This is a genomic window from Pseudomonas sp. B21-023, assembly GCF_024749165.1.
In the GTDB taxonomy this organism is placed as follows: Bacteria; Pseudomonadota; Gammaproteobacteria; order Pseudomonadales; family Pseudomonadaceae; genus Aquipseudomonas.
In genome coordinates this window covers 133,637-147,609 of sequence record NZ_CP087190.1, presented here as the reverse complement: position 1 = coordinate 147,609, position 13,973 = coordinate 133,637, and the positions used below count along the sequence as shown (strand labels likewise).

The window sequence follows — 13,973 nt, the reverse complement described above, 5'->3', positions numbered from 1 at the left end:
CATGCTGCTGCGTTTTACCAAGATGCACGGGCTGGGCAACGACTTCATGGTCCTCGACCTGGTCAGCCAGCACGCACACATCCAACCCAAGCACGCCAAGCAATGGGGTGACCGCAACACCGGCATCGGCTTCGACCAGCTGCTGATTGTCGAGGCGCCGAACAATCCGGATGTCGACTTCCGCTACCGGATCTTCAATGCCGATGGCTCCGAAGTCGAACAGTGCGGCAACGGCGCGCGCTGCTTCGCCCGTTTCGTCCTGGACAAGCGCCTGACCGCGAAGAAGCGCATTCGCGTCGAGACCAAGGGCGGCATCATCGTCCTCGATGTGCGCAACGACGGGCAGATCTGCGTCGACATGGGCCCGCCGCGCTTCACGCCGGCCGAGGTCCCGTTCATCGCCGATGAGCAGGCGAGCAGCTATGCACTCGAAGTCGACGGCCAGGTGCACCAGATCGCCGCAGTGTCCATGGGCAACCCGCATTCGGTGTTGCGCGTGGACGATGTGCACAGCGCTCCGGTCCATGAGCTGGGGCCGAAGATCGAGCATCACCCGCGCTTTCCGCAGCGGGTCAATGCCGGCTTCATCCAGGTAGTCGACCGCCACCGCGCCAACCTGCGCGTATGGGAGCGTGGCGCGGGCGAGACCCAGGCATGCGGCACAGGCGCCTGCGCCGCCGCCGTGGCGGCGATCAGCCAAGGCTGGATGGACTCACCGGTGACCATCGAGCTGCCGGGCGGGCGCCTGAGTATCGAGTGGGCCGGCCCCGGCAAGCCGGTGCTGATGACCGGCCCCGCCGTTCGTGTGTTCGAAGGACAAGTTCGTCTCTAAGCGAGTATCCGCCATGACCGATCAGCCTAACGTTGCATCCCCGCAGGCCAGTGAGCTCGATGCCGAAGCGGTGGTCGCCTACCTGCGCGCCCACCCGACCTTCTTCGCCGAGCACGACGAGCTGCTGGTCGAACAGCGCATTCCTCACCAGCGCGGCGACAGCGTGTCGCTGGTGGAACGCCAGCTCAAGCTGCTGCGCGACCGCAACATCGAGATGCGCCATCGCCTGTCGCAACTGATGGACGTGGCCCGCGACAACGACCGGCTGTTCGACAAGACCCGCCGGCTGATCCTCGACCTGCTCGACGCCAGCACCCTGGAAGAGGTGGTGATGGCGGTCGAGGACAGCCTGCGCCAGGAGTTCCAGGTACCCTTCGTCAGCCTGATCCTGTTCGGCGAAAACGCGGCGCCCGTGGGGCGCTGGGTTTCCGGGGCCGAGGCGCAACAGGCCATCGGCGGCCTGATCGGCGGCGGCAAGACCATCAGCGGCAGCCTGCGCGAACATGAGCTGGCGTTCCTGTTCGGCAACGATCAGCACAAGGAAGTCGGCTCCAGCGCCGTGGCCACCCTCGAGTACCAGGGCCTGCACGGCGTACTGGCGATCGGCAGCCGCGATCCGCAGCACTACAAGAGCAGTGTCGGCACCCTGTTCCTCAGCTACATCGCCGAAGTGCTCGGCCGCGTGGTGCCGCGCTTTACCCAGACTCTGCGCTCGGTGCGCTGATGGAACGCCAGCTGGAGGCTTATTGCGCACACCTGCGCAACGAGCGCCAGGTGTCCGAGCACACCCTGCTGGCCTACCGTCGTGACCTCGAGAAGGTCATCGAATTCTGCAACGCCCAGGGCATCGCCGGCTGGGCTGCCCTGCAGGTCCAGCAACTGCGCCAGCTGGTCGCCCGCCAGCACCATCACGGCCAGTCCTCGCGCAGCCTGGCGCGCCTGCTCTCGGCGGTGCGCGGGCTGTACCGCTACCTCAACCGCGAAGGGCTGTGCCAGCACGATCCGGCCAACGGCCTGGCGCCACCCAAGGGTGAGCGGCGCCTGCCCAAGGTACTGGACACCGACCGCGCCCTGCAGTTGCTCGACGGCGGCGTCGACGACGCGTTCATCGCCCGCCGCGACCAGGCCATCCTCGAACTGTTCTATTCGTCCGGCCTGCGCCTGTCGGAGCTGACCGGGCTCGACCTCGAGCACCTGGACCTGGCTGCCGGGCTGGTGCAGGTGCAAGGCAAGGGCGGCAAGAGCCGCGTGCTGCCGGTTGGCCGCAAGGCCCGGGAGGCGCTGCAGGCCTGGTTGAAACTGCGCGGCATCGCCGGCCCGCGGGACAGCGCCGTGTTCCTCAGCCGCCAGGGCAAGCGCCTCGGTCCCCGAGCCATCCAGCTGCGGGTCAAGGCCGCCGGCGAGCGCGAGCTCGGCCAGCACCTGCACCCGCACATGCTTCGCCATTCCTTCGCCAGCCATTTGCTGGAATCGTCCCAGGACCTGCGCGCGGTGCAGGAGATGCTCGGCCACGCCGACATCAGCACCACGCAGATCTATACCCACCTGGACTTCCAGCACCTGGCTGCGGTGTACGACAGCGCCCACCCCCGGGCCAAACGCAGCAAGGACACAGACGCATGAGCATCAAGCTGATCACCTTCGACCTGGACGACACCCTCTGGGATACCGCGCCGGTCATCGCCAGCGCCGAAGTCGTCCTGCGCGACTGGCTCGAAGCCAACGCGCCGATCCTCGGCGGCGTGCCGGTCGAGCACCTGTTCGCCATCCGCGAGCGCCTGGTACAGGCTGAACCGGGCCTCAAGCACCGCATCAGCGCCCTGCGCCGGCGGGTGCTGTTCCATGCCCTGGAAGAGGTCGGCTACAGCGAAAAACACGCCCAGGAACTGGCCAACGAAGGTTTCGAGGTGTTCCTGCATGCGCGGCACCAAGTCGAGGTGTTCCCAGAGGTGCAGCCGGTGCTGGAGATCCTGCGCCACCACTACGTTCTCGGCGTGGTGACCAACGGCAATGCCGACGTGCGCAGGCTCGGCCTGGCGGACTACTTCCGCTTCGCCCTGTGCGCGGAAGACCTGGGGATTGGCAAGCCGGACCCTGCACCTTTCCTCGAAGCGCTGAAGCGCGGCGAGGTGGACGCAGGAGCGGCGGTGCACGTCGGCGACCACCCGGGCGACGACATAGCCGGCGCCCAGCGCGCCGGGCTGCGGGCGGTGTGGTTCAACCCCCAGCACAAGCCCTGGAGCGGCGAACAGGCGCCGGATGCGGAGATCCAGCGTTTGTCGCAGTTGCCAGACGTGCTAGCACGCTGGCGCTGACTGACAGTCGACGCCCACAAAAAAGCCCGCAGCGACGGCGGGCTTCTTTGCGTTCAGCCACTCAGATAGGGCGGCTGCCGTACTTGTTGTCCGGCTTCTTGGGCGGATCGGCGACCACGTTGGCCTCCACTTCCTGCACCTTGCCACCGCGCGAAAGGAACTCTTCCATCGCCTTGGCCAGCGCGTCGCGCTCTTTCTGCTTGGCTTCCATGCTCGGCATCTCGTCTACCGAGACAGCCGCCTTGGACTTGCCCTTGGCAGCAGGTGCCGGGCTGCTGTCGTCATCGCCGGCATCTTCCGCGCCATCGTCGGCCGCAGCTTCCAGGCCGTCATCAGCCTCGTCTTCGTCGCCTACTTCGAGGTCATCATTTTCCAGATCGTCGTCGCTCATGTTCTACCTCATGACTTGCAAAAAGCAGGTTAGTTATAGACCGGTGCAGCCGTAGACCGGCAGCCACCAGTGAAAATTCAACTGGCCGTGGGTTGGCCACTGCCCTGGGTGTCCGCCCCCTCATGGGAGGCCCGGCACCCTGCAGGCCCTGCTCCTGGCAAGGCCTGACAAAATCCTTTGAACCCTTGCTGGCCACAGGCTATTGGCAAGCCTAGCAAAGGGTGGCGAAGTGTGTGGACTACTCGTCCAGCTCCCTTCGGCGCGCATTCTAGCGCGCTCGCAGAAAAAGCAAAGCTCCAGAAACGCCCAATGACTTGTAAGTTTTCTACCTGCGTCGCGATCACGACAGAGAAACCGTTTGCCCGGCGCGAATCGGCAAACTACAGGCAAAAAAAATGCCCGGCGAGCCGGGCAAGTTTTCCAGCGTGGCGGTTACAGGTTGTAGCCGCGCTCGTTGTGCTGAGCCAGGTCGAGGCCGACCGACTCTTCTTCTTCGCTGACCCGCAGGCCCATCACCAGGTCCAGGACCTTGAGAATCACGTAGGTGACGATGGCGGTGTAGACCACGGTGAAGATCACGCCCTTGGCCTGGATCCAGAACTGCGCGGCGATATCGGTGACCGCGCCGAAGCCGCCCAGGGCAGGTGCCGCGAACACACCGGTGAGCAGGGCGCCGATGATGCCGCCGATACCGTGCACGCCGAAGGCGTCGAGGGAGTCGTCATAACCCAGCTTGCGCTTGAGGCTGGTGGCGCAGAAGTAGCAGACCACGCCGGACACCAGGCCGATCACCAGGGCGCCCATCGGGCCGACGGTACCCGCGGCAGGGGTGATGGCGACCAGACCGGCGACCACGCCCGAAGCAATGCCCAGTGCGCTCGGTTTACCGTGGAAGACCCACTCGGCGAACATCCAGCCCAAGGCGGCGGCGGCGGTAGCGATCTGGGTCACCAGCATGGCCATGCCGGCGGTACCGTTGGCCGCCGCAGCGGAACCTGCGTTGAAGCCGAACCAACCGATCCACAGCATGGCCGCACCCATCAACGTGTAGCCCAAGTTGTGCGGAGCCATCGGCGTAGTCGGGTAGCCCTTGCGCTTGCCCAGCACCAGGCAGCAGACCAGGCCGGCGATACCGGCATTGATGTGCACCACGGTGCCGCCCGCGAAGTCCAGCACGCCCCAGTCCCACATCAGCGCGCCGTCACCACTCCAGACCATGTGCGCGATCGGCGCGTAGACCAGGGTGAACCACACACCCATGAAAATCAGCATGGCCGAGAACTTCATGCGTTCTGCGAAGGCACCGACGATCAGCGCCGGGGTGATGATGGCGAAAGTCATCTGGAAGGTGATGAATACCGCCTCGGGGAACAACGCGGTAGCCGAGGTCAGGCCCGACGGCGTGACGCCGCTGAGGAAGGCCTTGGAGAAGCCACCGATGAAGGAGTTGAAATTGAGCACGCCCTTTTCCATACCGGCGGTATCGAAAGCCAGGCTGTAGCCGTAGATGACCCAGAGGATGCTGATCAGGCCGGTGATGGCAAAGCACTGCATCATCACCGACAGCACGTTCTTCGAGCGCACCATGCCGCCGTAGAACAGGGCCAGGCCCGGGATGGTCATGAACAGGACCAGTGCCGTCGAAGTGAGCATCCAGGCAGTGTCGCCGGAGTTCAGCACAGGGGCGGCAGTTTCCTCGGCCAGGGCCAGCCCTGGCATTACGAGGGACAATAGGGCTCCTAGCCCTGCGATCTTGCGCAGAGTCATGTTGTTTTCTCCTGGGGCGTTGGGTTTGGTGAGGCTTTGCTTGGCGCTTAGATCGCGTCGGTATCGGTTTCGCCGGTACGGATGCGGATCGCCTGCTCCAGATTGACCACGAAGATCTTGCCGTCGCCGATCTTGCCGGTGTTGGCTGCCTTGGTGATGGCTTCGATCACCCGATCGAGGTCCTTGTCGTCGATGGCAACATCGATCTTCACCTTGGGCAGGAAATCGACCACGTATTCAGCGCCGCGATACAGCTCGGTGTGACCCTTCTGCCGGCCGAAACCTTTGACCTCGGTCACGGTGATGCCCTGCACGCCGATTTCCGACAGCGACTCGCGCACGTCGTCCAGCTTGAACGGCTTGATGATGGCAGTGACTAGCTTCATGAAACTCTCTCCCGATTTGATGGACTTGCCCCAGGAAAACAAACCCGTCTCAAGTCTAAGCGCAGCGCCTGGCTTTGTAACGCGTCGTCGGCTCCATTCTCCCCGCCGACACACGATCCACCTGTGACGAAGGACCTTGCGGCTCCGCCTGCGCACTGCCTGGTCACAAGGGACTGCATCAGTGCATGGCTCACTCGGGTCTTTGCAGAAACCTTGCCAGTTCGAACAACGATCGGGAAAACAGGGAGTTGCGTGAATCGGTAGGGATTGGCCAGTTGCCAGCAGCGAAAAAGCGCACAAAATCGGTGCGCGACCTTTGGCCGCCCTGCGCGAAAAGCGTGCAGGGCAAGCGGGCAAAAGCGGCGTGCTACACTGCGGCACTTTCAGTGATCAGCGGATACCAGACATGCTCGCGCCCAAAGCCTTCCTCGATGCCCTGAGCGACCAGGCCTCGCGCCTGTTCAGCGGCGACACCGCCGCGCCCCGTGCCGAACTGGAGAGCCAGTTCAAGGTGCTGATGCAGGGGGCCTTCAGCAAACTCGACCTGGTCAGCCGCGAGGAATTCGACAGCCAGATGGTGGTGCTCGCCCGTACACGCGCCCGCCTCGAAGCCCTCGAGCAGCAATTCGCCGAGCTGGAAGCCAGGATGGCGCCGTCCGCCAAAGAATAACGATCGATACAGGGAGTACTTGCCATGAAAGTCAGTGCCCGTAATGTCTTTGAAGGTACCGTCAGCGCCGTCCAGCCTGGCGCGGTGAATGCCGAGGTCGAGCTGACTCTCGGTGGCGGCGAGAAACTGGTCGCGGTGGTCACCATGGCCAGCCTGCACAACCTCAGTATCAACGTCGGTAAACAGGCCGTAGCCCTGGTCAAGGCGCCGTGGGTGGTGCTGATGACCGATGCCGCCGGCTACAGGCTGTCGGCGCGCAACAGCCTCGAAGGCGAAGTGTTGCGAGTCGGTGACGGCGCGGTGAATGCCGAGGTGGTGCTGAAGCTTTCCGGCGGCACCGAGGTGTATGCCATCGTCACCCGCGAAGCGGTGCAGGAACTTGGCCTGAAGCCGGGTGTGAAGGCCACCGCGCTGATCAAGGCCTCGCACATCATCCTGGGTGCCAAGCCTTGAATGAATGCCCGCTTTCTACCTTGCCCAGGTAGAAGCGGGATTACCACGCGATGGTAATCGCGCCGCACACTGCATTAATTTCCCTCCCAGCAGATGAAACTTGTTTAAGTTACGTCTTCCTGGTTGACTTCCTCGCTATGCTTTGCATAAAGTTCACCCGCCCCGAAAAACGGGCCTTTATTTCAACTCACGAAGAATCCAATGGACACAGTATCTAGTCGCTGTCTGGCAGCTCCTGGCCGCCAGGCACTTGAACCGGAACTCCGGGCCCGCCCCTAGGTCGGGCAAGCCGCGCCAGAGCCTGATGCTCCGCCGTAGCTTGCCGCCCCGGGTGCCCGCCCGGTCGGAGGCAAGCTCATGAACCTTGATATCGCTACCCCTCGCCTGCGCGCCTTTGCGCACAAGGCCCCGTACCGTCCTGTCCGCGACTGGGGCTTGTCCTCGCCCCTGAAACCGCCCAGTCGATAGCGTGCCCGTTGCTGCCTGCAGTGACGCGCGCGATGCTGTCTGTTCGCTGAACTGACGCCATTTAAATCGTCAGAAACTTCCGAACTTTAAGTAATTAAAGTTCTTTGGAACTCTATTGCCCGCCATTTAACAGATGGGATTAACCGACCATGGAATCAGCCAGTAGAAAGTTCGCTGCCGATCTTATTTCCGGCATTCGCCAGCGAACACGTAAATGTCGGAAAAACCACGTTTTTCATTGTTTGAATCATTGCGACACGGGACACGTTCACTCACCTTCCCCACCGTGAGTCGACTGTGTGTCGTGCCGCCTCCTGCGGCAGGAGCACAGCCAAATGACCGTAAAAGACCGCAACACCCGCAGCAAAGCCGGCGAAGACACCCGCCTGTCCATGCGCGCCGCCCGCGAGGCACGCAACGGCCTGGCCGTGACCCTGGCCAACCTCGACGCCAGCGAACTGGGCCTGACCGAGCACGAAGCCGCCAAGCGCCTGCAGCGCGACGGCGCCAACCAAGTCGCCCATGACAAGCCGCAACCGGCCCTGGTGCAATTGCTCAAGGCCTTGCACAACCCCTTTATCTACGTGCTGCTCACCCTCGCCGGCATCAGCTTCGTTACCGACTACTTGCTGCCGGTACGCGCAGGCGACATGGAAGAAGCGGACCTGACCAAGGTCATCATCATCATGACCATGGTCAGCCTCAGCAGCCTGCTGCGCTTCTGGCAGGAGTACCGTTCGGGCAAGGCCGCCGACGCCCTCAAGGCCATGGTCCGTACCACCGCCACCGTGCTGCGCCGCGAGCGCCACGACCAGCCAGCGCGCCTGCGCGAAGTGCCCATGAACGAACTGGTGGCCGGCGATATCGTGCAACTGGCCGCCGGCGACATGATCCCCGCCGATATCCGCCTGATCGAGTCCCGCGACCTGTTCATCAGCCAAGCGGTGCTGACCGGCGAAGCGCTGCCGGTGGAGAAGTACGACACCCTCGGCCACGTCGCGCAGAAGTCCGCCGCCGACAGTGCCAACGATGAAAGCGGCCTGCTGGATCTGCCCAACATCGGCTTCATGGGGACCAACGTGGTCAGCGGCCGCGCCCGCGCCGTGGTGGTGGCCACCGGCAAGCGCACATATTTCGGCTCGCTGGCCAAGGCCATCGTCGGCTCGCGTAGCCAGACCGCCTTCGACCGTGGCGTGAACAGCGTCAGCCGGCTGTTGATCCGTTTCATGCTGGTGATGGTGCCGGTGGTGTTCATGCTCAACGGCGTGGTCAAGGGCGACTGGAGCGATGCCTTCCTGTTCGCGCTGGCCGTGGCCGTGGGCCTGACCCCGGAGATGCTGCCGATGATCGTCAGCGCCAACCTGGCCAAGGGCGCCGTGGCCATGGCCCGGCGCAAGGTGGTGGTCAAGCGGCTGAACGCCATCCAGAACTTCGGCTCGATGGATGTGCTGTGCACCGACAAGACCGGTACCTTGACCCAGGATCGCATCATCCTCGAACACCATGTCGACCCCAGTGGCCAGGTGGCCCCGCACCTGCTGGAGCTGGCTTGGCTAAACAGCCATCACCAGAGCGGCGTGAAGAACCTGATGGACCAGGCCGTGCTGCGCTTTGCTGGCGAAGACCAGCGCTTCCAGCCACCCTATGCCTACGCCAAGGTCGACGAGTTGCCCTTCGACTTCATCCGCCGTCGCCTGTCGGTGATCGTCAAGGATGCCCTGGGCGATCACCTGCTGGTGAGCAAGGGCGCCGTCGAGGAAATGCTGGCCATCGCCACCCATGTGGAAGAAGGCGGCCAGCGTGTCACTCTGGATGCCGGGCGACGCCAGCAACTGCTGGCCACCGCCAGCAGCTACAACCAGGAGGGTTTCCGCGTGCTGCTGGTCGGCACCCGTGACATCCCGGCCTCCGACGGCAAGCCTCAGTACCACACCAATGACGAACGCGAGCTGGTGATCCGTGGCTTCCTGACCTTCCTCGACCCGCCCAAGGAGACCGCAGGCCCAGCCATCGCCGCCCTGCGCGAGATGGGCGTGAAAGTGAAGGTGCTGACCGGCGACAACCCGGTGGTCACCTGCAAGGTCTGCCGCGAAGTCGGCCTGGAGCCCGGCCAGCCGCTGCTCGGCCAGGACATCGAACGCCAGGACGACATCCAGCTCAAGGCCCTGGTCGAAGAGCGCACGGTTTTCGCCAAGCTCACCCCACTGCAGAAGTCGCGGGTGCTCAAGGCGCTGCAGGCCAACGGCCACACCGTGGGTTTCCTCGGTGACGGCATCAACGACGCCCCGGCGTTGCGCGATGCCGACGTGGGCATCTCGGTGGACAGCGGCACCGATATCGCCAAGGAATCGGCCGATATCATCCTCCTGGAAAAGAGCCTGATGGTGCTGGAGGAAGGCGTGCTCAAGGGCCGCGAAACCTTCGGCAACATCATGAAGTACCTGTGCATGACCGCCAGCTCCAATTTCGGCAACGTGTTCTCGGTACTGGTGGCCAGCGCGTTCATCCCGTTCATGCCGATGCTGGCGATCCACCTGCTGCTGCAAAACCTGATGTACGACTTCTCCCAGCTGTCGCTGCCGTGGGATCGCATGGACAAGGAGTTCCTGCGCGAACCACGCAAGTGGGATGCCCGCAACATCGGCCGTTTCATGCTGTGGATCGGCCCCACTTCGTCGATCTTCGACATCACCACGTTTGCGCTGATGTGGTACGTGTTCGCCGCAAACAGCGTGGAAATGCAGGCGTTGTTCCAGTCCGGCTGGTTCATTGAGGGGTTGCTGTCGCAAACGCTGGTGGTGCACATGCTGCGCACCCGCAAGGTGCCGTTCTTCCAGAGCACCGCGGCGCTGCCGGTGATCCTGGCCACCGGCCTGGTGATGTGCCTGGGCATCTACATCCCGTTCTCGCCACTGGGGGCGATGGTCGGGCTGGTGCCGCTGCCGTGGGAATACTTCCCATGGCTGGCCGCTACCCTGCTCGGCTACTGCCTGGTGGCCCAGGGCATGAAGACCCTGTACATCCGCCGCTTCGGCCAGTGGTTCTGAGGGGGTGGGCATGCGCGTACTGATCTGCGCGGGGCGCAATTACGCCGACAGCCAACGCTGCCGCCAGGCGCTGGACGCCCTCCAGCGCCAGCAAGCGATCCGGGTGCTGATCCACGGCGGCAGCCAGCACCTGGGCGGCGAAATCGAAGGCTGGGCCCGCGAACAGGGCGCCGACATCGTGCGCTACCCGCCCAACTGGCAGTTGCACGGCAAGCTGGCCGAGCACCTGCGCAACGTCTTCATGCTGCGCGACAGCCGGCCCGACCTGGTGCTGGCGCTGCCGGGCGGCGACGATACCGAGGAACTGCTGGCGCGGGCGCGGGGTTCGGGGATTCCCGTGATCTGTGGCAGGCAGCCCCGGACGGCAGGCGCCCACAGTCCTGGATGCCAGGCCGGACAAAATTCGACGCACTCTTCTCGTCCACCTGCACAGGAGCGCCACTAAGCTTTGCCAGGCCGCAGGACGCGGCCATCACCTGCAAACACGGAGTGCCCATGTCCCTAGCCCTCGTCCACAGCCGCGCCCAGGTCGGGGTACAGGCACCGGCTGTCAGCGTCGAAACCCACTTGGCCAACGGTCTGCCCACGCTCACCTTGGTCGGTCTGCCGGAGACCACGGTCAAGGAAAGCAAGGACCGGGTCCGCAGTGCCATCGTCAACTCCGGCCTGGACTACCCGGCCCGGCGCATCACCCAGAGCCTCGCCCCGGCCGATCTACCCAAGGACGGTGGCCGCTACGACCTGGCCATCGCCCTGGGCATCCTGGCCGCCAATGGCCAGGTACCGGTTGCCGCCCTCGACAGCATCGAATGCCTGGGCGAACTGGCGCTGTCAGGTACTTTGCGCCCGGTACAGGGCGTACTGCCTGCGGCACTGGCGGCGCGAGACGCGGGTCGAGCGCTGGTGGTCCCCAGGGAAAACGCCGAAGAGGCGAGCCTGGCCAGCGGCCTGGTGGTGTACGCGGTGGGGCATCTGCGGGAACTGGTGGCCCACCTGAATGCGCAACCGGCATTGTCACCCTATGCCGCGAATGGCCTATTGCTGGAGCAACGCCCCTACCCGGACCTCAGCGAAGTACAAGGCCAGATCGCTGCCAAGCGGGCGCTGCTGGTCGCCGCAGCCGGCGCGCACAACCTGCTGTTCTCCGGCCCGCCGGGCACCGGCAAGACCCTGCTCGCCAGCCGCCTGCCCGGGCTGCTGCCACCGCTGGACGAGCGCGAGGCGCTGGAGGTGGCGGCGATTCGCTCGGTCAGCGGCCATGCCCCGCTCGATTGCTGGCCACAGCGGCCGTTTCGCCACCCCCACCATTCAGCCTCTGGCCCGGCACTGGTAGGCGGTGGCAGCCGACCGCAACCCGGCGAGATCACCCTGGCGCACCACGGCGTGTTGTTTCTCGACGAGCTGCCCGAGTTCGAACGACGCGTGCTGGAGGTACTGCGCGAGCCGCTGGAGTCGGGCGAGATCGTGGTGGCCCGGGCCAAGGACCGGGTGCGCTTCCCGGCGCGCTTTCAGCTGGTGGCGGCCATGAACCCTTGCCCCTGCGGCTACCTGGGTGACCCCACCGGCCGCTGTCGCTGCAGCAGCGAGCAGATCCAGCGCTACCGCAACAAGCTGTCCGGCCCCCTGCTCGACCGCATCGACCTGCACCTGACGGTGGCCCGGGAAAGCACCGTGCTGACCCACCAGCCCAGCGGCGAGACCAGCGCCAGTGTTGGCCAGCAGGTGGCCGAGGCACGGGAGCTGCAGCAGCGCCGGCAGGGCTGCGCCAATGCCTTCCTCGACCTCAAGGGGCTGCGCCGGCACTGCCCGCTGGAGCCGGTCGACCAGGCCTGGCTGGAGCAGGCCTGCGAACGGTTGACGTTGTCGTTGCGGGCAGCGCACCGGCTGTTGAAGGTGGCCCGCACCCTGGCGGACCTGGAGGGGGCGCAATCCATAGCCAGGTCGCACCTGGCGGAGGCGCTGCAGTACCGGCCCAGCGCCTGATCTTTTACGGCGGGTTTCCGCGTGGCTGAGCCCCTTCGACAGATCCACTCAATCGGTCTCATAGCGGAAATATATTTTGCGCACTAAATATTTGCGCGCATCATTCATCTCAAGCAGAAAGCAGTCGCCAACCCCACTCAGCAGAACCCGGAGAACGATCATGACCCTTCGCAAAGCCTTCGCCGTCACCGTCACCACCCTGGCCCTCGGCACCAGCGTCAGCAGCTTCGCCAGCGAAGCCACCCCGTACCGCTACGGCATGGACCTGGACATCGCCAAGGTCGTCAGCGTCGATGCACCCGCCAGCGCCCAAGGCCAGACCAACACCGCCACCCTGACCTACCGCGACAGTAGCGGCCAGCTGCGCGCCGTGAGCTACGTGCAACCCACCGTCCTCGCCAACCAGAACTGAGCCGCGGCTCGCCCGCCAAAGGAGCTAGAACATGAAACTGTCCCACACCCTGACCGCCGGCCTGCTGGCCCTTGCCGTGAACAACGCCTTCGCCGGCAGCCCTGGCGTCGAGCACACCACCCAGGGCTTCCTCGACGCCCTGGCCGCCGGTGGCGGCAAGCCGCTGGAGACGCTCGCGCCCAAGGATGCCCGTGCGGTGCTGAGCGGTGCCCAGGCCGGGGTGAAGGTCGATGTGTCGGGGATCCGCGTCGAACGCCGGACCATCCAGGCCGACGGCCAGCCGCTGGAAATCCGCGTGGTGCGGCCCGAAGGGTCCAAGGGCGAACTGCCAGTGTTCATGTTCTTCCACGGCGGCGGCTGGGTGCTGGGCGACTACCCCACCCACGAACGCCTGATCCGTGACCTGGTGGTGGGATCCGGTGCTGCGGCGGTCTACGTCGACTACACGCCGTCACCGGAAGCGAAGTACCCCACCGCGATCAACCAGGCCTACGCCGCCACCCGCTGGGTCGCCGAGCACGGCAAGGAGATCGGTGTTGACGGTAGCCGCCTGGCGGTAGCCGGCAACAGCGTCGGCGGCAACATGGCTGCGGTGGTGGCACTCAAGGCCAAGGAGGCCGGCACACCGAAGCTGCGTTTCCAGGCCCTGCTGTGGCCGGTGACCGACGCCAACTTCAACAATGCGTCCTACAACCAGTTCGCCGAAGGCCACTTCCTGACCCGAAACATGATGCAGTGGTTCTGGAACAGCTACACCACCGACCCGCGCCAACGCGACGACATCCACGCCTCGCCACTGCGCGCCAGCCTGGAGCAGTTGAAAGGCCTGCCGCCAGCGCTGGTGCAGACCGCCGAAATGGACGTGCTGCGTGACGAAGGCGAGGCTTACGCCCGCAAGCTGGACGCTGCCGGGGTACCGGTGACCGCCGTGCGCTATAACGGCATGATCCATGACTATGGCCTGCTCAACGTGCTGAGCACCGTGCCCAGTGTGCGCAGTGCCATGGACCAGGCGGCACAGGCCTTGAAAAACCATCTGCAATAAGTGGCCGATCACCATCGCGGGGCAAGCCCGCTCCCACGCAAGGTATAAGACCTTCGTGGGAGCGGCGATGCGGCGGCCCGACTTGCCCCGCGATGGATTCAGCAAAGGTCCTACTTTCAGAACGCTGCTTCCTGTAACCCAAGGATTGTCCTATTTCCCTCCCCGCCCGAAAATGCCCGCCTCTTTCATTGATGGCATAAGCTG

General features: G+C 64.7%; 14 protein-coding genes. 11 read left to right on the top strand and 3 right to left on the bottom strand.

Annotated elements, in window-relative coordinates:
• Window position 1 precedes the first annotated feature (1 nt).
• Genes dapF through LOY42_RS00680 form a run of 4 tightly spaced genes read left to right on the top strand, consistent with a single transcriptional unit; the run spans window position 2 to window position 3,147 of the window.
• On the top strand, window positions 2-832 hold the full coding sequence (gene dapF / locus LOY42_RS00695; protein ID WP_198754948.1) for a diaminopimelate epimerase: 831 nt from the start codon (window positions 2-4) through the stop codon (window positions 830-832).
• A gap of 13 nt (window positions 833-845) precedes the next feature.
• Window positions 846-1,556, top strand: coding sequence for a DUF484 family protein (locus tag LOY42_RS00690; protein ID WP_046853676.1), 711 nt, complete (start codon window positions 846-848; stop codon window positions 1,554-1,556).
• Window positions 1,556-2,455, top strand: coding sequence for a tyrosine recombinase XerC (gene xerC, locus LOY42_RS00685; RefSeq protein ID WP_198754947.1), 900 nt, complete (start codon window positions 1,556-1,558; stop codon window positions 2,453-2,455). The genes LOY42_RS00690 and xerC overlap by 1 nt, the downstream gene beginning before the upstream one ends.
• Window positions 2,452-3,147 (top strand): HAD family hydrolase, encoded by a 696-nt coding sequence (locus tag LOY42_RS00680; RefSeq protein ID WP_102683534.1) that lies wholly within the window; start codon window positions 2,452-2,454, stop codon window positions 3,145-3,147. Before xerC ends, LOY42_RS00680 begins: the two co-directional genes overlap by 4 nt.
• Window positions 3,148-3,208: 61 nt before the next feature.
• Here LOY42_RS00680 and sutA read toward each other — a convergent pair whose 3' ends face one another.
• The 3 genes from sutA to glnK all read right to left on the bottom strand — a co-directional run bounded on the left by sutA (window position 3,209) and on the right by glnK (window position 5,691).
• Window positions 3,209-3,538, bottom strand: coding sequence for a transcriptional regulator SutA (gene sutA, locus LOY42_RS00675; RefSeq protein ID WP_023632536.1), 330 nt, complete (start codon window positions 3,536-3,538; stop codon window positions 3,209-3,211).
• Window positions 3,539-3,970: 432 nt separating this feature from the next.
• Entirely contained in the window at window positions 3,971-5,305 is a 1,335-nt protein-coding gene (locus LOY42_RS00670) for an ammonium transporter (RefSeq protein ID WP_102683535.1), read from the bottom strand.
• Between the two features lie 47 nt (window positions 5,306-5,352).
• On the bottom strand, window positions 5,353-5,691 hold the full coding sequence (gene glnK / locus LOY42_RS00665) for a P-II family nitrogen regulator (protein WP_002555808.1): 339 nt from the start codon (window positions 5,689-5,691) through the stop codon (window positions 5,353-5,355).
• Between the two features lie 406 nt (window positions 5,692-6,097).
• Between glnK and LOY42_RS00660 the strand changes: the two genes are divergently transcribed.
• The 7 genes from LOY42_RS00660 (at window position 6,098) to LOY42_RS00630 (ending at window position 13,769) form a co-directional block, all read left to right on the top strand.
• Entirely contained in the window at window positions 6,098-6,361 is a 264-nt protein-coding gene (locus tag LOY42_RS00660; RefSeq protein WP_102683536.1) for an accessory factor UbiK family protein, read from the top strand.
• Between the two features lie 24 nt (window positions 6,362-6,385).
• On the top strand, window positions 6,386-6,814 hold the full coding sequence (locus LOY42_RS00655; protein WP_110697037.1) for a molybdopterin-binding protein: 429 nt from the start codon (window positions 6,386-6,388) through the stop codon (window positions 6,812-6,814).
• An 803-nt stretch (window positions 6,815-7,617) separates the two neighbouring features.
• Entirely contained in the window at window positions 7,618-10,329 is a 2,712-nt protein-coding gene (gene mgtA / locus LOY42_RS00650; protein WP_258599679.1) for a magnesium-translocating P-type ATPase, read from the top strand.
• Between the two features lie 10 nt (window positions 10,330-10,339).
• The gene (locus LOY42_RS00645; RefSeq protein WP_258599678.1) at window positions 10,340-10,774 is read left to right on the top strand and encodes a DUF2493 domain-containing protein; all 435 of its coding nucleotides are present in this window, start codon (window positions 10,340-10,342) and stop codon (window positions 10,772-10,774) included.
• A 50-nt stretch (window positions 10,775-10,824) separates the two neighbouring features.
• A complete protein-coding gene (locus LOY42_RS00640) occupies window positions 10,825-12,312 on the top strand; it encodes a YifB family Mg chelatase-like AAA ATPase (protein WP_258599677.1) in 1,488 nt (495 codons plus the stop codon).
• Window positions 12,313-12,472: 160 nt separating this feature from the next.
• The gene (locus LOY42_RS00635; RefSeq protein ID WP_139674535.1) at window positions 12,473-12,724 is read left to right on the top strand and encodes a DUF2790 domain-containing protein; all 252 of its coding nucleotides are present in this window, start codon (window positions 12,473-12,475) and stop codon (window positions 12,722-12,724) included.
• Between the two features lie 31 nt (window positions 12,725-12,755).
• Window positions 12,756-13,769 (top strand): alpha/beta hydrolase, encoded by a 1,014-nt coding sequence (locus tag LOY42_RS00630; RefSeq protein WP_139674538.1) that lies wholly within the window; start codon window positions 12,756-12,758, stop codon window positions 13,767-13,769.
• Window positions 13,770-13,973: the final 204 nt, after the last annotated feature.